This window comes from uncultured Bifidobacterium sp., from assembly GCF_959020155.1.
Taxonomy (GTDB): Bacteria; Actinomycetota; Actinomycetes; order Actinomycetales; family Bifidobacteriaceae; genus Bifidobacterium.
On record NZ_CAUERC010000031.1, the window covers coordinates 1 to 17,296 of the forward strand.

15 protein-coding genes and 1 tRNA gene are annotated in these 17,296 nt (G+C 59.4%); 13 read left to right on the forward strand and 3 right to left on the reverse strand.

Going from position 1 to position 17,296, the window contains the following annotated elements:
- The first annotated feature begins 341 nt into the window (after window positions 1-341).
- The 8 genes from Q5H31_RS07075 (at window position 342) to Q5H31_RS07110 (ending at window position 10,368) form a co-directional block, all read left to right on the forward strand.
- Complete coding sequence (locus tag Q5H31_RS07075; RefSeq protein ID WP_007058875.1) at window positions 342-1,625, forward strand: ABC transporter substrate-binding protein; 1,284 nt, start codon at window positions 342-344, stop codon at window positions 1,623-1,625.
- Window positions 1,626-1,718: 93 nt separating this feature from the next.
- Entirely contained in the window at window positions 1,719-2,771 is a 1,053-nt protein-coding gene (locus Q5H31_RS07080) for a carbohydrate ABC transporter permease (protein ID WP_047379230.1), read from the forward strand.
- On the forward strand, window positions 2,768-3,664 hold the full coding sequence (locus Q5H31_RS07085; protein ID WP_007052426.1) for a carbohydrate ABC transporter permease: 897 nt from the start codon (window positions 2,768-2,770) through the stop codon (window positions 3,662-3,664). The genes Q5H31_RS07080 and Q5H31_RS07085 overlap by 4 nt, the downstream gene beginning before the upstream one ends.
- Window positions 3,665-3,779: 115 nt before the next feature.
- A complete protein-coding gene (locus Q5H31_RS07090) occupies window positions 3,780-5,399 on the forward strand; it encodes a glycoside hydrolase family 43 protein (RefSeq protein WP_014485386.1) in 1,620 nt (539 codons plus the stop codon).
- Window positions 5,400-5,475: 76 nt separating this feature from the next.
- Window positions 5,476-7,248, forward strand: coding sequence for a glycoside hydrolase family 43 protein (locus tag Q5H31_RS07095; RefSeq protein WP_060662323.1), 1,773 nt, complete (start codon window positions 5,476-5,478; stop codon window positions 7,246-7,248).
- A gap of 72 nt (window positions 7,249-7,320) precedes the next feature.
- Window positions 7,321-7,953, forward strand: a complete 633-nt coding sequence (locus Q5H31_RS07100) for a sugar O-acetyltransferase (RefSeq protein WP_007052429.1) — start codon at window positions 7,321-7,323, stop codon at window positions 7,951-7,953.
- A gap of 62 nt (window positions 7,954-8,015) precedes the next feature.
- Window positions 8,016-9,995, forward strand: a complete 1,980-nt coding sequence (locus tag Q5H31_RS07105; protein ID WP_014485388.1) for a right-handed parallel beta-helix repeat-containing protein — start codon at window positions 8,016-8,018, stop codon at window positions 9,993-9,995.
- Between the two features lie 190 nt (window positions 9,996-10,185).
- On the forward strand, window positions 10,186-10,368 hold the full coding sequence (locus tag Q5H31_RS07110) for a hypothetical protein (RefSeq protein ID WP_007052431.1): 183 nt from the start codon (window positions 10,186-10,188) through the stop codon (window positions 10,366-10,368).
- Window positions 10,369-10,630: 262 nt separating this feature from the next.
- Here Q5H31_RS07110 and Q5H31_RS07115 read toward each other — a convergent pair whose 3' ends face one another.
- The 3 genes from Q5H31_RS07115 to Q5H31_RS07125 form a co-directional block, all read right to left on the reverse strand.
- Window positions 10,631-10,975 (reverse strand): hypothetical protein, encoded by a 345-nt coding sequence (locus Q5H31_RS07115; RefSeq protein ID WP_161519645.1) that lies wholly within the window; start codon window positions 10,973-10,975, stop codon window positions 10,631-10,633.
- A 9-nt stretch (window positions 10,976-10,984) separates the two neighbouring features.
- Window positions 10,985-11,332: a hypothetical protein gene (locus tag Q5H31_RS07120; RefSeq protein ID WP_007052434.1), complete on the reverse strand. Its 348-nt coding sequence runs from the start codon at window positions 11,330-11,332 to the stop codon at window positions 10,985-10,987.
- A gap of 193 nt (window positions 11,333-11,525) precedes the next feature.
- Window positions 11,526-13,046 (reverse strand): xylulokinase, encoded by a 1,521-nt coding sequence (locus Q5H31_RS07125; RefSeq protein WP_008782901.1) that lies wholly within the window; start codon window positions 13,044-13,046, stop codon window positions 11,526-11,528.
- A gap of 219 nt (window positions 13,047-13,265) precedes the next feature.
- On the opposite strand from Q5H31_RS07125, the gene Q5H31_RS07130 reads away from it, so the two are divergent.
- The 5 genes from Q5H31_RS07130 to prmC all read left to right on the forward strand — a co-directional run bounded on the left by Q5H31_RS07130 (window position 13,266) and on the right by prmC (window position 17,216).
- On the forward strand, window positions 13,266-14,495 hold the full coding sequence (locus tag Q5H31_RS07130) for an ROK family transcriptional regulator (protein WP_302457628.1): 1,230 nt from the start codon (window positions 13,266-13,268) through the stop codon (window positions 14,493-14,495).
- 117 nt (window positions 14,496-14,612) lie between these two features.
- Window positions 14,613-14,686: transfer RNA gene (locus tag Q5H31_RS07135), tRNA-Ile, on the forward strand.
- 137 nt (window positions 14,687-14,823) lie between these two features.
- Window positions 14,824-15,036: a 50S ribosomal protein L31 gene (gene rpmE / locus Q5H31_RS07140; protein ID WP_003830110.1), complete on the forward strand. Its 213-nt coding sequence runs from the start codon at window positions 14,824-14,826 to the stop codon at window positions 15,034-15,036.
- A gap of 153 nt (window positions 15,037-15,189) precedes the next feature.
- Window positions 15,190-16,278, forward strand: a complete 1,089-nt coding sequence (gene prfA, locus Q5H31_RS07145; protein WP_065443413.1) for a peptide chain release factor 1 — start codon at window positions 15,190-15,192, stop codon at window positions 16,276-16,278.
- A complete protein-coding gene (gene prmC, locus Q5H31_RS07150) occupies window positions 16,278-17,216 on the forward strand; it encodes a peptide chain release factor N(5)-glutamine methyltransferase (RefSeq protein ID WP_033889125.1) in 939 nt (312 codons plus the stop codon). The genes prfA and prmC overlap by 1 nt, the downstream gene beginning before the upstream one ends.
- Window positions 17,217-17,296 lie beyond the last annotated feature (80 nt).

A 17,296-nucleotide genomic window follows, 5' to 3' on the forward strand; every position in this document is an offset into this window, starting at 1 on the left:
TGATATCAGTATATTCGAAACTTTCGTAAAGTCAATTTGACGATAAAGAATGGTATGTATAGATAAAAAGGTTGGAATTTCAACGATTTTGATAGTAAAAAAGCCGATATAAATTTCGTTTGACCGTCAAACTAAGGCTCTTTATGATAAAGGTATCGAAAACATAAAGCGAGTTTTCGGTAAAGTTGAAGAAGGCTGATGGGGTAGGTGAAACGGCGAAGTTTCACTGAAAACATCATTAATTACCAGCTGTTAGATATGTAACTGGCTGATATACCTTTCGAAACTTTCGTAAATCGCGGATCGGTTTCATGCTGGTCAAGAACAATAAGGAGACGATAATGAAGTTCAAGTCCGTGGCCGCCGCACTTCTGGCGGCGGTAACCTGTGTCAGCATGGCCGCTTGCGGGAGCGGCGGCGACACGAACGCCGATGGCAAGGTGGAAATCACCATGTGGCACAACTCCACCACTGGCGACGGCAAGGCATACTGGGAATCCGCCGCCAAGGCGTTCGAGAAGGAAAACCCGAACGTTACCATCAAGATCGAAGCCATTCAGAACGAGGATATGGACGGCAAGCTGCAGACCGCTCTGCAGGACCCGAATTCCGCCCCCGATATCTTTATGGCGCGTGGTGGCCAGAAGCTACGTGATGTGGTCGAAGCTGGGCAAGCCATGGACCTGACCGACAAGATCTCCGACACCGTCAAGAACCAGATGGCCACTGCTGAAGCCACCGGCACCATCGATGGCAAGATCTACAGCGTGCAGCAGTCAGTGCTTCCCGGCGGCATCTGGTATTCCAAGGATCTGTTCGAGAAGGCCGGTATTACTGAAACTCCGAAGACCTGGGATGAGTTCAAGACCGTGGTGCAGAAGCTGAAGGACGCCGGCATCACGCCGATTGCCGTAGGCGGTAAGGACGCCTGGCCGGCCGCCCACTGGTGGTACTGGTTCGCACTGCGCGAATGCTCTGCTGACACCTTCGACAAGGCCCAGTCCGATAAGGACTTCAGCGATAAGTGCTGGACCCGTACCGGTGATGATGTGCAGGCGCTGCTCGACCTCGATGCCTTCAACGATGGCTTCCTGACCACTCCGGCCCAGCAGGGCGCAAGCTCCTCCGCCGGCCTGCTCGCCAACCACATGGCAGCTATGGAACTCATGGGCGGCTGGGAGCCCGGCGTGATCAAGGACCTGACTCCGGACAAGAAGGACATGGCCGACCTCGGCTACTTCGCATTCCCGACCATGGACGGTGGCGAAGGCGATCCAACTGCCATCATGGGTGGTTCCGATGGCATGGCCGTGGGCGAGTGGGCGCCTGAAGAGGCTGTGGACTTCCTCAACTTCGTCTCCGAGAAGGAATGGCAGGAGAAGTACGCTGAGGCGTTCTCCACCATCCCGGCCAACAAGGAAGCCCAGGATGTGGTGACCAACGAGGCTCTGAAGCAGGTGCTGACCGTCTACAACGACGCATCCTCCGTGTCCATGTGGCTCGACACCGTGTTCGGTCAGAACATCGGCAACGCACTCAACGAAGGCGTGGTCAACATGATGGCCGGTCAAGGTTCCGCCCAAGACATCGTCAAGGGTGTTGAAACCGCTGCGGCCAAGGGCTGATTCGCTCTGACCCGACCGTAATTCCCGGGCTGCGGCGAATGCTTGCACAGCAACAACCGCGGCCCAATTTGTTTTCTTAGGAAGGCCTCAACAATGTCAGTTTCAGCAGGCGCGAGGGTACAGCGCCGCACGTCGGGCTTAAGCGACAAGGCTCGCAAACGTATCGAAATCACCATCCTTTCGCTTCCTGCCCTGATCATGTTCCTCGGATTCGTCATCCTGCCGGTGTTCATGGCCGGCTACTACGGATTCTTCAAGTGGAAGGGCTATGGCAAGCCCACCGTCAACGGCCAGTTCATCGGTTTTGAAAACTACAAGGTCATTCTGACCGACCCGAACTTCCAGCAGGCATTGGGACACACGCTATTCGTGGTCGTCGCTTCGCTCGTCATCCAGGGGCCGCTGGCCATCCTCTTCGCCCTGCTGCTCAACCAGAAATTCAAGGGCCGCGCACTGATTCGTACCCTGATTTTCGTGCCGTACGTCGTTTCCGAAGTCATCGTTGGCACCGGCTGGAGTCTCATCCTCCAGACCACAGGCGCATTGAACGCGCTACTCAAGAAAATAGGACTTGGCGGGGCGGACTGGATCTCCGATCCGAAAATCGCCATCTGGACATTGATGTTCATCATTTCGTGGAAGTACATCGGCTTCGCCGTCATCCTGATGATTGCCGGCATGCAGTCGATTCCCGAAGACCTCTATGAAGCCGCGAAGGTGGATGGTGCTGGATTCTGGCGTCAGCAGTGGAGCATCACCCTGCCACTGCTCGGCCCCACCATTCGTATCTGGGCATTCATGTCGATTATCGGTTCTCTTCAGCTGTTCGACTTGGTCTACATCATCTGGGGCCAGTACGTGTCGTCTACCGCAGGAACGTCCACCATGGCAACCTACATGGTGCGCGAAGGTCGACTCGCCAACAACTATGGTTACGGTTCCGCCGTGGCCGTGGTGATCTTCATCATCTCGCTGGTCATTGCCTTGACCTACCAGCGGTTCGTACTTAACCGAGATCTCGAAGGTGCGCTCACCGACGAGAAGGATGCCAAGCGTCGTGCCAAGCGTGCGGCGAAGGAAGCGGCCAAGCTTGCCAAGGCCAATGGCAATGCCGCAGCAGTTGCAAATGAGGTGGTTTCACAATGACGACCGCAGTCTCCCCGTCCGTGGGCAAGGGCAAGAACAAGACCTATGATCCGTATGCATTGAGAAAATCCGCAAAGACCCCGTGGGGCAACCCGGTCGTCTACTTCTTCTCACTGCTGCTTGTGGCGCTGTGCGTTGGCCCGGTGCTGTACATCATTATCGGCGGCTTCCGCACCAATGCGCAGATTACGAGGGACCCGGCCGGCTGGCCCGATCCATGGAACTTTGAGAATTACAAGACGGTGTTCACTTCGAACATCTTCTGGCCGGAACTCGTCAACTCCCTGATCGTCTCCATTGGCACAATGGTGGGCATCGTGGTGCTGGCCTTGATGGTGAGCTTCGTCATTGCCCGATACGAGTTCAAATTCAACAAACTGCTGTACTCGCTGTTCGCCGCCGGCATGATGTTCCCCATCACCGTGGCCATCACCCCGTTGTATCTGCTGCTGCGCAATCTGCACCTGATCAACTCGCATCTGGGCATTATTCTGCCCCAGATAGCATTCGGCCTGCCACAGGCCATCATCATCCTGGTGCCATTCCTCAAGTCCATTCCTAAAGAACTGGAAGAAGCGGCAGAGCTGGACGGCTGTTCTCGCATCGGCTTCTTCGGCCGTATGGTGCTGCCGTTGAGCTGGCCCGGCGTGGCCACCGTCGGCATCCTGAGCTTCGTGAGCAGCTGGAACGCCTACATGCTGCCGCTGTTCCTGCTCAACGATTCCAGCAAGTACACCTTGCCGCTCGGCGTGCAGATGTTCAGCTCCCAGCATTCGGTCGATACCGCTCAGGTACTGGCCTTCACCTCGCTGTCGATGATCCCCGCGCTGATCTGCTTCACCATTTTCCAGAAGAAGATCGTTGGCGGCCTGACCGGTGCTGTCAAGGGCTAGTCGCAGCAACCATAAACGTGCCGTGGAAAGGTACATGGCTCTTTGGGCCGATTCCTTTCAACCTCTTCCTTTCCTCCTTCCCACGGCACCCATTCTTTTCAATGAGGAGAAAACCATGAAGATCTCCAATCCCGTACTCCCCGGATTCAACGCAGATCCCTCGATGATTCGCGTCGGCGACACCTACTACATCGCCAATTCCACATTTGACTGGTGGCCGGGAGTCCGTTTGCACGAATCCCGCGACATGGTTCACTGGAATCTGCTGCCCGGGCCCTTAAACCGCGTTTCCCAGTTGGACATGAAGGGCAACCCGTCTGGCGGCGGCATCTGGGCGCCTGACCTGTCCTACGCGGACGGCAAATTCTGGCTCATCTACACGGATGTGAAGATCGTCAACGGCGCGTTCAAGGATTGCGCGAACTATCTGGTCACTGCCGAGGACATCCGCGGCCCGTGGAGCGAGCCAATCCGTGTCAATGGCGTGGGCTTCGACGCCAGCCTGTTCCATGATACCGATGGACGCAAGTATCTGGTGCAGCAAACCTGGGACTTCCGTGAATATCATCATCCGTTCGACGGCATCACCTTGACTGAATTCGATGTCAAGACCATGCAATTGAAGCCGGAAACAGCCCGCACCATCTGGCGCGGCACCGATGTGAAATTAGTCGAAGGGCCGCACCTCTACACCATCAATGGCTGGTACTACCTGTTTTGTGCGGAAGGCGGCACCCAATACGAGCATCAGGAGTCCGTGGCCCGTTCGCGAACCTTGGATGAGCTTTCGTTCGAAAGCATGCCGAGCAATCCGTTCATCTCCAACTTCGATACCCCCGGCACCTACCTGCAAAAGCAGGGGCATGGAGCACTCGTGGATACGCCCGGCGGCGAATGGTATTACGCTTCACTGTGCGGCAGGCCCTGGCGGCACGAGAACGAGCCGGCTCATGGCGTGCGCGGCTGGTGCACGCTCGGCCGAGAGACTTCGATTCAGAAGGTCGAGTGGGATGGCGATGGCTGGCCGTATGTGGTCGGCGGCCATGGGGGAGAGCGTTATGTCGAAGCCCCGGCCGACGCCATCGCAACTGAGGCCCCTACGGATCATAGCCAGCATGACGAGTTCGAATCGAGCGAACTCGACCTCAACTGGAACACCCTGCGTGTGCCATTCACCGAGACCATGGGCCGCGTGGGCGGCGGCTCGCTGACCTTGCGTGGTCAAGGGTCGCTGGCAAACCTGTTTGAACTGTCGCTGGTAGGACGCCGTTGGCAGGCGTTCGATTTCAACGCCGAAACCAAGGTGACGTTCGAGCCGAGCAACTACATGCAGATGGCCGGCCTGACCAACTTCTACAACCACCTATGCTGGTCGTGGGTGTTCGTCACTTGGGACGAGAAGCGCAACAAACGTGTAATTGAAGTGGCTCAGAACGACTTCGACACGTACACGTCGTTCCTCAAAGACACAGCCATCGCCATTCCTGATGACATCGAATCCGTATGGTTGCGAACCAAAGTGCGTACTCGTACCTACACCTACGAGTATTCGTTCGATGGCAAGACATGGCATGAGATTCCGGTGACGCTGGACGCCGCCGTGCTCTCCGATGATCATGTGGCCCAACGTTATGGCGGATTCTTTACCGGCGCGTTCGTCGGGTTGGTGGCCGTGGACCTTTCCGGATACGGCAAAGAAGCCATTTTCAGCCATTTCGATTACATGGAAATATGATGACGCCAGGCGGCTTTCCTGATAATCAGGGAAAGTCGCCTGACTATTCGGCACTGGGGAATGAAAGGCGACACTTGTGGCAAGCGACAATGAACATTGCGGCGACCGTGGCCGCGAATGTACCATAACCGTCTCCAACCCGGTGTTGCGTGGCATGTACCCGGACCCGTCCTGGATATGGGATACGACGCGCGAGGAAATCGTGCTGGTCAACTCCTCGTTTGAATTGGTGCCGGGGTTGCCCATTCATACGACCCGTGATCTTGTGACGTGGACGCACACGGCGAATGCGGTGGATGAGGCGATGTCTCATCGACTGCTCATTGATGGCGTCGAGGATTCCGGCGGCCTGTACGCGCCGACCATTCGCCGTATCGGCGGGCGATATGTGATCGTATGCACCGTGGCCCGCGTGAATGAGGTGAAGGCGCTCGCTGCGGGATGCTCGCAGAAGGATATTGATAACTGCCGTGACGCCCAAGGCAATTTCGTCATCGAGGCCGATGAGTTGACCGGACCATGGCGCGGCCCGTACTGGGTGGCCGGGGCCGAAGGCATTGATCCGGACATCTTTGAAGACGGCGATGGCACAGTGTGGTGGACGCAAACGCGCCCGGCATTACACCCGCAGTGGGATGGTCAAACCGAAATCTGGACGCAGCCCATCGCCCCAGGCACGTGGACGTTGCAAGACCATAAAACCGTGATTTGGCGCGGCTATGGCATGGATGCGGTATGGGCTGAAGGGCCGCATTTGTACCGGGTGGGCGATTACCTCTACCTGATGACCGCCGAGGGCGGCACCAGCTTCGAGCACAGTGAGATGATAATGCGCACGCACGCACCGCGCGGATTCGCGGCGGCGCTCGCCGGTTTTGAGAAGAACCTTGCTGCGCAAGATATCTGGATTGAGCCGGCGCGTGACGGTGAACGAAGCGTGGTGGGCCGCGATGACCGGCTGTTTGAGGCTTGCAAACGCAATCCGATCCTCACACACCGTCATTTGGGAGCGGGGGAGCCAGTCCAATGCGTTGGGCACGCCGATCTGCTGCTGCATCCGACCGTCGGCTGGCTGCTCGCGTGTCTTGGCGTACGCGAGACTCCGGGCGAGGAACCCGGAGAAACGTTCAGCTACTGTGGCCGGGAAACGTTCGTGGCACCGGTCGTATGGCAGCACAATCCGGTCTCGTGGAAGCTGGACGGTGGGGAGCCGAATAAGCGTATCGATATCGTCGATCCCGGTTGGCCTGTCGTGGCTCCGGGGCTTGGCCGGCTTCCCGAGAAGTTGGTCGTGGACGTTGACGAGGATGGATTGCCATGTGCAGTGAGGGGTGTGGACTCTGCGAGGTGTGATTGCGCTGCTGGTGATAATGCCGCATGCTCTGCTGAGCTCATCCAGCTCGACGATACCCGCCTAGTCGGCGTTCGAGGCCGTGACGATTACCGGTTCCTGCGCGTCGACGGGCAGGAATATGCCGCGTTCACCCGGCCCGAATACACGATGATGACGCATCAGGATTCCACCCATGTTGTCATGGTCATGGCGGAAGCGGAATCCGGCCAATTGACGGCCGAAATCACCGATAGGGGAGATAAGCGGTGCATTGCGCTTGGAGCGCTTGGGGCCAACGAATGGTTCGGATTGCGCTTGCATGGCAATCGTTTGGAATTCCTTGCCGGGCAGCCTGCACCTGACAGCATTGATGAGGGAACAATGCCTGATATTGCACTAATTGCGCATGCGGACGTTACTTATGCTCGTATCATGGCAGATTGTGATGCGCGATTCCTCAGTACCGAATGGGCCGGCGGATTCGTGGGTTGCCTGATCGGCGTAAAACGGCGGTAATGGTCTCAGCCCGCTCTACAATATTGTACAATCATATTGTTTAATCGTTAAACAAATGCAAGGGGGCAATCGATGGCGCACGATCTCGAACAACTCAAGCAAGATCACCCGGATGTGGCGAAACTGTTCGCCGATGACTGGTTGCAGTACCGTAAGTCGGAGATTTTGCCGGAACTTACGCGCGAGGCGCAGTCCACGTGCGACCGCATCAATCGCATCTACTTTGAAGACACCGCCGAAGCTGAGCGACTGTTCCGCGAACTCGTGCCCGAGGCCGGCGAGGGCGTGGACTTCCGCCCGCCAATCCGGCTTGATTACGGGCTGGGCCTGAAAATCGGAGACCGTACGTTCATCAACATGGACCTGCTGATTGTGGGCGGCGGCCCGATCTCCATCGGCTCCGATTGCCTGATCGGCCCGCGCGTGAGCATCTATACGCCAAACCACGCCATCGCCCGCAAGCCTCGACTGGAAGGCTGGCAGCACAACGCCGACGTGACCATCGGCAACAATGTGTGGCTGGGCGGCAATGTGGTGATCTGCCCCGGCGTCACCATCGGAGACAACTCGATTATCGGTGCGGGCGCAGTCGTCACCCACGACATTCCCGCCGATTCCATCGCTGTGGGCAATCCGTGCCATGTGATTGCCGAAGTCCCGGATGACTGGACTCCTGAAGAGCGGGCCGCTGCCGAGGGTCGGTAGGTTTGCTGCTCTGGCCAACTGTCACGGCGAAACCGGGATACAGGAGAGAAAGGAACAATGCAATGACGCAATATCATGTTTCCGCGCAGGCGGCGAAGACGAACGGCGCCGGCAGCGCGGCCGACCCGTTTCTGACCATCGGCCAAGCGGCGGCCATCGCCCGAGCCGGCGATGAGGTGGTTGTGCATGCCGGCACCTATCGGGAATCTGTCGACCCCCGATTCGGCGGAGAGAGCGCCACGAACCGCATCGTCTACCGCGCGGCCGCGGGCGAACCGCGCCCGGTAATCACCGGCTCCGAACGTATCGACACATGGCAGCCCGAAGGCGATGGCGTGTGGAAAGCCGTAATCCCGAACGCATTCTTCAACGGATACAACCCGTACGTGGAAACCGTATTCGGCGATTGGACCGTATACCCGGACCCAAAGGTCGAGGTACGCCACCTGGGCGATGTGTATCTGAATGGCAAATCCTTCTACGAAGTCGCCTCGCTGGACAAGGTGCGCAACCCACAGCGTTGGGATACCGGCCGTGACGCCGCCACCGATTCCATCGTGCCGCTGATTGATCCGGATGCCACCGTGAACGTGTGGTGCTGTGCGGTCGATGATGAGGCCACAACCATTTGGGCCAATTTCCATGAAGCCGACCCGAATGCGGAACTTACCGAAATCAACGTGCGCGAGACCTGTTTCTACCCGAGCCGCCCGTTCGTCAATTACATTACGGTCTCCGGCTTTGAAATGGCGCAGGCGGCCTGCCCTTACACGCCGCCGACTGCCGATCAGGTCGGGCTGGTGGGCCCGCATTGGTCCCGCGGGTGGGTTATCGAAAACAATCGCATTCATGACGCGAAATGTTCGGCGATCTCGCTGGGCAAGGAGATTTCCACCGGCGACAACGAATCGACGCGCACCCATCGTAAGTCCGGGTACCAATACCAAAAAGAGGCCGTCTACAAGGCGCTGCATGCCGGCTGGGAGAAAGGCGTAGTCGGCGGGCACGTGGTGCGCGGCAACGTAATCTACGACTGCGGCCAGAATGGTGTGGTTGGTCATATGGGCTGCGCCTTCTCGCTGATTGAAGGCAACCACATATACCGCATCGGCTCCAAGCGCGAGTTCTTCGGCTGGGAAGTGGCCGCCATTAAAATGCACGCAGCCGTCGACACGGTGGTGCGCGGCAACCGGGTGCATGATTCGGTGCTGGGTATGTGGCTCGACTGGCAGGCGCAGGGCACCGTGGTGGATTCGAACGTGTTCTACCGCAACACGCGAGATGTGATGACCGAGGTGACCCACGGGCCGATTACGTTTATGAACAACGTGTTTGCCTCCGAGTTCAGTTTCGACGATTATGCGCAAGGCGCGGCGTTCGTCAACAATCTGTTCGCCGGTCGCATTCGTCACACCGCCGTCTTGGACCGATCCACGCCATACCATTTCCCGCACGTCACCGATGTGGCCGGCGAGGCATTCGTCTACGGTGGCGATGATCGGTACGTCAACAACCTGTTCTTGGCTGTGGACGATTCCGCCAAACCGTTGTGTACCGCGGATGCCGCCGGTGCGGCCGGTATGGCGGAAGCTGGAACCGCGTTCTTTGACGGCTATCCGCGCTCGCTTGAGGAGTATGAACAGCTGATTGAAGAGGCTGGCCTTGGCGATGAGGAGTTGTATCGCAGCGTGAAGCAGCCGGTATTGCTGGCTTCGAACGCCTATGTTTCGGGCGCGAAGGCCGCTTCCGGCGAAGCCGAGGCCGTGGTGAGTGGTGACGGCTCTTCGTTGGCATTGCGCGAAACCGATGATGAGCTATGGATGACCGTTTCGTTGCCCGAATCGATTCGGTCGGCAACTGGACCGGTGATCTCCACTGCTGATCTTGGCCAACCGCGTATTGTCGAGGAGTATTTCGAGAATCCTGACGGTTCGCCGATTGTTGTGGACCGGGATATCACCGGTGCTGCGCGCGGCGCATGCTCGGCTCGAGGCCCATTGGCGGCGTATGGCGATGGGGAAGTGCTCATCTGGTCGAAGTGACGGGATCGCGGTTTCGACTGTTGCCTCTGCCTCGGCCTTTGTGTGGCACTGAGTGGGGCTGGGCTGCCAGTATTTGGCAGGCCGGCCCCTTTTCGATTTGCATTGGTAACAAATATGATATATGGTTAAATCATTAAACTAAATACTGTAAGTCCATGCATACCTACGCAACGTCAATGGAGATACTGCTATGCGCGCACATCATGTTCTGCTGCTGTCGCTCTGCCTGTTGGCCGCAGCCTACGCCGTACTGCTATTCGTTTCACCAGCCGCTGCGCCGATTGGCGTCACGCTAACCGTTGTTGGTCTGGTGCTGGTCTCGACGCGCTATGCGTGGCGCGCCAAATTCCTGGCTCTATTCAACGAAGCATGATTTGATGAATCTTCTTCCTCTCTTCTCCTTTTAAGCCCGGCCGCTCGCCGGGCTTTTTCTTTTGACCGAGGTCGAAGTGGGGAAGGGTGTGCTATGGGCACTTTCGTGTCGGGGGTGCCGTGTTCTCGACAACGGCCTACCGACTTGGGGTGTATTTCGACAATATGATTCGGCGATGTGCCTCAGCGGATATGTGCGGCCAATGAAAAAGCGGGATACCGATGTCGATATCCCGCTTTCAGCAAATAGGTAAGGCCAGAGCTTACTTCTTCCTGGCTTTCTTGGCGCGCTTGGGGGTGGGAGCCATTTTCTTGGGTTCGAAGAACGGCCACTTGTGCAAAGCCCAGGCGTGCAGTGCGGGGATCTTGGCAACGGCGAAGCCGATGACCAGACCGATCACCATGGCCCAGGTCTCCAGATCATGGCCTGCGACCAGCAAGCCGATGAACACTATGGCAACGATGAAGCTCACCATCTGCGAGGCCTTTGACTGCTTGGCGGTCACCAGGTCGGCCTTCATGGGAACAAGCCCCAGAAACAGGCCGCAAGGTATGCAGATGACGGCCAATATCGCGCTGAGGGTTATTGACAATGTGGTTGCATCCATGATGTTCCTTTAGTGCTGTGGGTTGTGGTTTTCTTTGGCGTCTGCGGTGTCGGTGTCTGCGGTGTCGGCAACGTCGTCGTGTTCGTTTTCTTCGGCTTGTTCGGCTTCGGCCTCGGCGTCCGTGCTGTCGGTTTCGTCGTCATCAGCCGCGTCATCCTTGCCGGGCTGGCGCCACCACAGGATTAGCGCGTTGGCCGCGCAGTAGATGGCCGCGATGCCAATGCATACCAGAAAAATGATGTTCGAAGTGCTGATGATCGTGCCGTCGTTCATCGACTCTTTGACAGACTGCCATATCCACATCACGCAGGCGACGGCGGTCAGGGCGTACAGCATCATACGGGAGCGGTCGTTCATAGGATCATCTCCAGACTTGTTCAAACGACTTGATTATAGCCGTATTTGTGGATTGCGTGGGAAACGAAAAATGCCGCCATGTGTGCTTCAGCGAGGAGCGCGGTATAACAGCGGCTCTTCGCGATGCTCGCCATGGCGGCATTCATCAGGAATCGTTATTCAGTTGTTATCTCATGGATTTGCTGGCAGCGTATCAGCCGCGGGCCTTGGCGTACGCCTCGTACACGGCTTCGGTGGGCTCGCCGGTCTCCACGCCCTCGATGGTGAGCTGCCAGGTCGGCGGTTCGGCCTCGCCGGACAGCACCCAGGCGGCCTGACGGGCGGCGCCGATGGCCACGTATTCGTCGGTGGCCGGACGGGTCACGTCCATGCCGAGGATTGAGGGGGCCAGCGTGCGGATGGCCACGGACTTCGCGCCGCCACCAATGAGCAGGATGCGGTTGATCTCGGCGCCCAGCGAGCGAATCAGCTCGAGGCAGTCGCGCTGGGAACACAGCAGGCCTTCGACGAACGCACGGGCCAGATTCTCCTTGGTGGTGTTGTGTAGGGTCAGGCCAGTCAGCGAGGCGGTGGCGTCCGGACGGTTCGGCGTACGCTCGCCGTCGAAGTACGGCACCAGGGTGATGCCGCCGGCACCCGGCTCGGCCTTGAACGCCAGTTCGGCCAGTTCGTCGTAGTCCACGCCTAGGGCGGCGCGACCGGCGTCCAGAATGCGCGAACCGTTGATTGTGCAGGCGAGCGGCAGATAGTGGCCGGTGCAGTCGGCAAAGCCGGAAATGGCGCCGGTCAGGTCGTACACCGGGTTTTCAGCGATGGCCGCGGCCACGCCGGAAGTGCCGAGCGATACGGACACATCGCCCACGGCCATGCCGAGGCCCAGCGAGGCCATGGCATTGTCTCCGCCGCCGGGGCCGATGATGCAGCCGCCTTCAACGTCCTTGCCGGCAATGGCGGGGTCGGCCTTGACGGCGGCTGCCTCACGCGGGCCCAGCACGGTGGGCAGCACAATGGCGTCGGCGTGGGCCTTGGCGGCTTCCTCGCCCTCGGCAGGGGCCAGCACCATGGCGATGAGATCGCGGCGGTACTCGTCATGCGCGGCATCGTAGTAAATGGTGCCGGAAGCGTCGGAACGGTCGGTGAACAGGGCTTCGAGATGAGCGTCCTCGCCCTCGGCCACCGGGCCATAGCCGGCGATACGCCAGCTCAGCCAATCGTGCGGCAGACAGACGGCGGCAATCTTCTTGGCGTTCTCAGGCTCGTTCTCGGCCACCCACGCCACCTTGGTCAGCGTGTAGGAGGCGACGGGGGAGGATCCGACGGCCTTGACCCAGCGTTGCTTGCCGCGGGCGGTCACGTCGTCCGGTTCGTCGCCCTCGGCCGGAGCTGCACCGAGCTTGTCGATCAAGGCGGCGGCCTGCGGGGCGGAACTGGTGTCATTCCAGAGCATCGCATCGCGAATCACGTTGCCCTGCTTGTCGAGAATGACCATGCCATGCTGCTGGCCGCCAACCGCGAGGGCCGCGACATCGTCAAGTCCGCCGGCCTGCTCGGCGGCCTTGGTGAAGGCCTCCCACCAGAATTCCGGGTTGACCGAGGTGCCATCCGGGTGCTTGGCCTGCCCGAACCGAACCTGTTCGCCGGTGGCGGCGTCCGTGATGCGGACCTTCGTTGATTGGGTTGACGTATCTACGCCGGCAACCAGTACTCTCGTCATGCATTCCTCCTCGATGAGGGTCGCGCTCAAAAGTTTCGGCGCGCCATAGCCAATAAGTTAGACGATTAAACTATACTGTATCTCAACGTTCGATTGCAAACGGAAACACGCGAAGGTGCGGTCCGATTCAATCGTTTGACGCACAATATCATGGTGTGATAGACGGATGTGAGCGCCTGTGCGGCGCTCGAGACTAAGGGTGCGAGGAGGTAGGGGCCAATGGCAAATCTACGCAGGATCAATCAGGAGGATCTGCGCAACCATAACCTGTCGGTGACGCTCGACACCTTGTTGCGTACGCAGAAACCGATGAGTCGTGCCGATCTGGCCAAGGAGACGGGCCTGACCAAGGCCACGCTCTCGCTGCTGGCCTCGATGCTCATTGAAAGTGGCGTGGTGCAGGAAGGCGAGCCGGTCGTTTCCACCACATATGGGCGGCCCAGCACGCCGCTGGAGATTCATGGCGGGTCCATCGCCGGCATCGGCCTGCAGATCAACACCGATGGCTACGGTTGCCTGGCACTCGATCTGAACGGCGACACTCTCGGCCAGGAGTGGGTGAGTGAGGATATGACCGGCACTGATCCGTACGAGATCTTCGCCAAGCTCGATGCGATGACTTTCCCGTTGGAAAGCCGGCTCAAACGACGCGGCTGCAAGGTGGTGGGAGCCGGGTTTGCGCTGCCGGGCATCGTCACCGACGACATGTGGCTGTTGGTGGCCCGCAATCTGGGTTGGGAAAACGTCAACCTCACCCGGTTCAACGTGGTGCGCCGGCTGGATGTGGTGGCCGGCAATGAGGCGAAGATGGCCGCCATCGCTCAGATTCCGGGGTATGCCACCGAACGTGCGCCCTTCCTGAATGTGGTGGACCGCACGGACTCCTTTATTTACCTGTCTACCGATATCGGCATCGGCGGCGCGGTGGTGCGCGACGGCGAAGTGGTGATGGGCTCGCACGGATTCGCCGGCGAGATCGGCCATCTGTCCGTGGCGATGGATGGGCCGTTGTGCAGCTGCGGGCGTCACGGGTGTCTTGAGGCGTTTGCGGGCCGTCGCGCTTTGGTCGAGGCTGCCGGCATTGCCGAGGATGGGGATGCCACCAGCAGCGAGGCCATCGATATGTTCCTCCAGCGTTGGCGAGCCGGGGATTCGGATGTGGCCAAAGTGGTCGATCAGGCCGCCGATGCGCTGGTTTCCGCCATCGCTTCCGCCGTGAATCTGGTGGATGTCGATACGGTGCTGTTGGGCGGACTGTGGACGCACTTCGGCGACGAGCTGGCCACCGTGCTTGAAGGCCGGCTGCGTTCGGAAATTCTGGGATACCCGAATGTGAAGATTCGCGTGTTTGTGCCGCCGGTGGCGCTGCATCCCTCGCTATATGGCGCGGCCGAAATGGGCTTGCGACGGTTCATCGAGAACCCGTTGGGGTACATGGGGGAGAAGTAGCGCCGGGAGATGCTGCTTGTTGCTGGCGGGTGCATGGTATGGGTGCATGGCGCGCGTGCCGGCATTAGCGGGCTCGTGCTACACTTTGGCAAGTTGGCTGTTTTACGCAGCGAACGTGGGGCCGTAGCTCAGTCGGTTAGAGCATGCGACTCATAATCGCCCGGTCCAGGGTTCAAGCCCCTGCGGCCCCACTCTTTTGCGTCGTCTCCTGCGGCGGCGCAGCGCGTCTTCACGTCCAGATAGGCGCGTACAATCCCTTAGGTTCCGGTTCACGTCTTGCCATAGGGGCATGACGACCCGGGTCCCCCGAATCCATAGGAGACGTAAAATGCAGCAGGGTATCCATCCTGATTATCACCCCGTTGAGGTGACGTGCTCGTGCGGCAACACCTTCGTGACCCGCACCGCTGGCAAGGAAGATCACATGTTCGTTGACGTGTGCTCTCAGTGCCACCCGTTCTACACCGGCAAGCAGAAGATTCTTGACACCGGTGGCCGCGTTGCTCGCTTCGAGAAGCGCTACGGCAAGAAGAGCAAGTAGCATACTTCACGCCAGTCCGATTCGATTTGGCATGCTCCGGCATACCCGATTGAGGACTGGCGTTTTTTGTATTCTTTGACAAGTTTTGTTGCAGCATTGACCTGCGCAATCGAATAATCGAACAGAACAGCACCATACAGAAGAAAGTGTGTTATGGCAGACGAACAGTTCCCGGCGGCGGCAACCGCGCTTGAGGAGTACCAGTCCATCGAAGAACAGATGGCAAGCCCCGAAGTCGTGTCCAACCCGGACAAGCTGCGCAAGCTGGGTCGTCGTCACGCCGAACTGGGTGCCATCGTGGGTGCCTACAAAGCCTGGTTGCAGGTGAAGGACGATCTGGCAGCCGCTCAGGAGATGGCCGGCGAGGACGCCGACTTCGCCGAGGAAGCCAAGCGTCTTGAAGACGAACTGCCCGGTGTCGAGGAGAAGCTGCGCACCGCGCTGATCCCGCGTGACCCGGATGATGCGCGCGACACCATCATGGAGATCAAGGCCGGCACCGGCGGCGAGGAAGCCGCACTGTTCGCCGGCGACCTGCTGCGCATGTACACCCGTTACGCCGAGAAGCGTGGCTGGAGCGTGAACGTGCAGTCCGAGAACACCACCGAGCTCGGCGGCGTCAAGGACGTGCAGATCGCCATCCGCGCCAAGGGAACGCCCGCTCCCGAAGACGGCGTGTGGGCTTCGATGAAGTACGAGGGCGGCGTACACCGTGTGCAGCGCATCCCCGTCACCGAATCGCAGGGCCGTATCCAGACTTCCGCTGCCGGCGTCATCGTGTTCCCCGAGGCCGACGAGGATGACGACGAGATCGAGATCGATCCGAAAGACCTGAAAATCGACATCTTCATGAGCTCCGGCCCCGGCGGCCAGTCCGTGAACACCACGTATTCCGCCGTGCGCATGACCCACCTGCCAACCGGAATCACGGTGAACATGCAGGATGAGAAGTCGCAGATTCAGAACCGTGCCGCCGCGTTGCGCGTACTGAAGTCCCGCCTGCTGGCCATGAAGCATGAGCAGGAGGCCGCCGAGGCCGCCGACATGCGTCACTCGCAGGTACGTTCGCTTGATCGCTCCGAGCGAATCCGCACATACAACTTCCCGGAAAACCGTATCGTCGACCATCGCACGAATTACAAGGCTTACAACCTTGACGCCGTGCTCGACGGCGACCTGCAGGCCGTCATCGATTCCGACATCCAAGCCGACGAGGCCGACCGTCTGGCCAACCAGCAGTGATAGCCGACCTGATTCGTCAAGCCGCCGCGCAGTTGCGCGAAGCCGGCATCGAGACGCCCGAACATGATGCCAAACTGTTGCTGGCCGAGGCCGTGGACGCCGAGCTACGCGATATCGACAAGGCCATGCTGATGGGGGAGGGCCTCGATTCGCTGGCCCCCGCCGGCGGGGGCTGTCGCGCAGCGACTGGGGGTGGTCAGGCCGACCCCGTCACCAATATCCTTGCCGCCTTCCACGCCATGCTTTCCCGACGCGCCAAACGCGAGCCGCTCCAATACATCACCGGCCACACGCCTTTCCGCTACCTCGACCTGCAGGTGGGCCCCGGCGTCTTTATCCCGCGCCCGGAAACCGAAACCGTAGTCCAGGCCGGTCTTGACTGGCTGACCCGGCACAGCATGATCCACCCGCGCATGGTCGACCTGTGCGCCGGTTCCGGTGCCATCGGCCTGTCGATAGTCAGCGAAGTGCCCGGCAGCCAAGTATGGGCCGTCGAATTATCCCCGCGTACCGCCGAATGGACCCGGCGCAATCTGGCGGTAACTGCGAAACGATACCCCTCCATCGCCTCCAATTACCAACTGGAAGTCGCCGACGCCACGTCACTGGCCACGCTGGCGCAACTCGACGGCACCATCGACATCGTCATCACCAACCCGCCCTACGTGCCACAAACCGACATCCCCGAACAACCAGAAGTACGCGACTGGGACCCGGAACTGGCGCTATACGGCGGTTCGGCAGACGGCACGCTCATCCCTGAACGCATTATTGAGCGCGCCTGGCGCCTGCTCAAGCCCGGCGGCGTATTGGTTATGGAGCATGATCTCACCCAAGGCGAGCGATTAGTGGCCTATGCCAAGGCCACAGGTTTCGCCACCGCCTCCACCGGCAAAGATTGGACCGGCCGAGACCGCTATCTCTTCGCCGAGAAGTAGCCACAGGCGCGGGGCCGCCGCTGCTACTGCGCGTAATACTGTAGCGCGGAAGCATCCTTATCCGTAATCTCGCGAATCGG

What these genes read in the sequence shown, in the direction of transcription:
- Q5H31_RS07075 (WP_007058875.1), top strand. Translation starts at nt 342, where the DNA reads ATGAAGTTCAAGTCCGTGGCCGCCGCACTTCTGGCGGCGGTAACCTGT.
- Q5H31_RS07080 (WP_047379230.1), top strand. Translation starts at nt 1,719, where the DNA reads ATGTCAGTTTCAGCAGGCGCGAGGGTACAGCGCCGCACGTCGGGCTTA.
- Q5H31_RS07085 (WP_007052426.1), top strand. Translation starts at nt 2,768, where the DNA reads ATGACGACCGCAGTCTCCCCGTCCGTGGGCAAGGGCAAGAACAAGACC.
- Q5H31_RS07090 (WP_014485386.1), top strand. Translation starts at nt 3,780, where the DNA reads ATGAAGATCTCCAATCCCGTACTCCCCGGATTCAACGCAGATCCCTCG.
- Q5H31_RS07100 (WP_007052429.1), top strand. Translation starts at nt 7,321, where the DNA reads ATGGCGCACGATCTCGAACAACTCAAGCAAGATCACCCGGATGTGGCG.
- Q5H31_RS07105 (WP_014485388.1), top strand. Translation starts at nt 8,016, where the DNA reads ATGACGCAATATCATGTTTCCGCGCAGGCGGCGAAGACGAACGGCGCC.
- Q5H31_RS07110 (WP_007052431.1), top strand. Translation starts at nt 10,186, where the DNA reads ATGCGCGCACATCATGTTCTGCTGCTGTCGCTCTGCCTGTTGGCCGCA.
- Q5H31_RS07115 (WP_161519645.1), bottom strand. Translation starts at nt 10,975, where the DNA reads ATGGATGCAACCACATTGTCAATAACCCTCAGCGCGATATTGGCCGTC.
- Q5H31_RS07120 (WP_007052434.1), bottom strand. Translation starts at nt 11,332, where the DNA reads ATGAACGACCGCTCCCGTATGATGCTGTACGCCCTGACCGCCGTCGCC.
- Q5H31_RS07125 (WP_008782901.1), bottom strand. Translation starts at nt 13,046, where the DNA reads ATGACGAGAGTACTGGTTGCCGGCGTAGATACGTCAACCCAATCAACG.
- Q5H31_RS07130 (WP_302457628.1), top strand. Translation starts at nt 13,266, where the DNA reads ATGGCAAATCTACGCAGGATCAATCAGGAGGATCTGCGCAACCATAAC.
- rpmE (WP_003830110.1), top strand. Translation starts at nt 14,824, where the DNA reads ATGCAGCAGGGTATCCATCCTGATTATCACCCCGTTGAGGTGACGTGC.
- prfA (WP_065443413.1), top strand. Translation starts at nt 15,190, where the DNA reads ATGGCAGACGAACAGTTCCCGGCGGCGGCAACCGCGCTTGAGGAGTAC.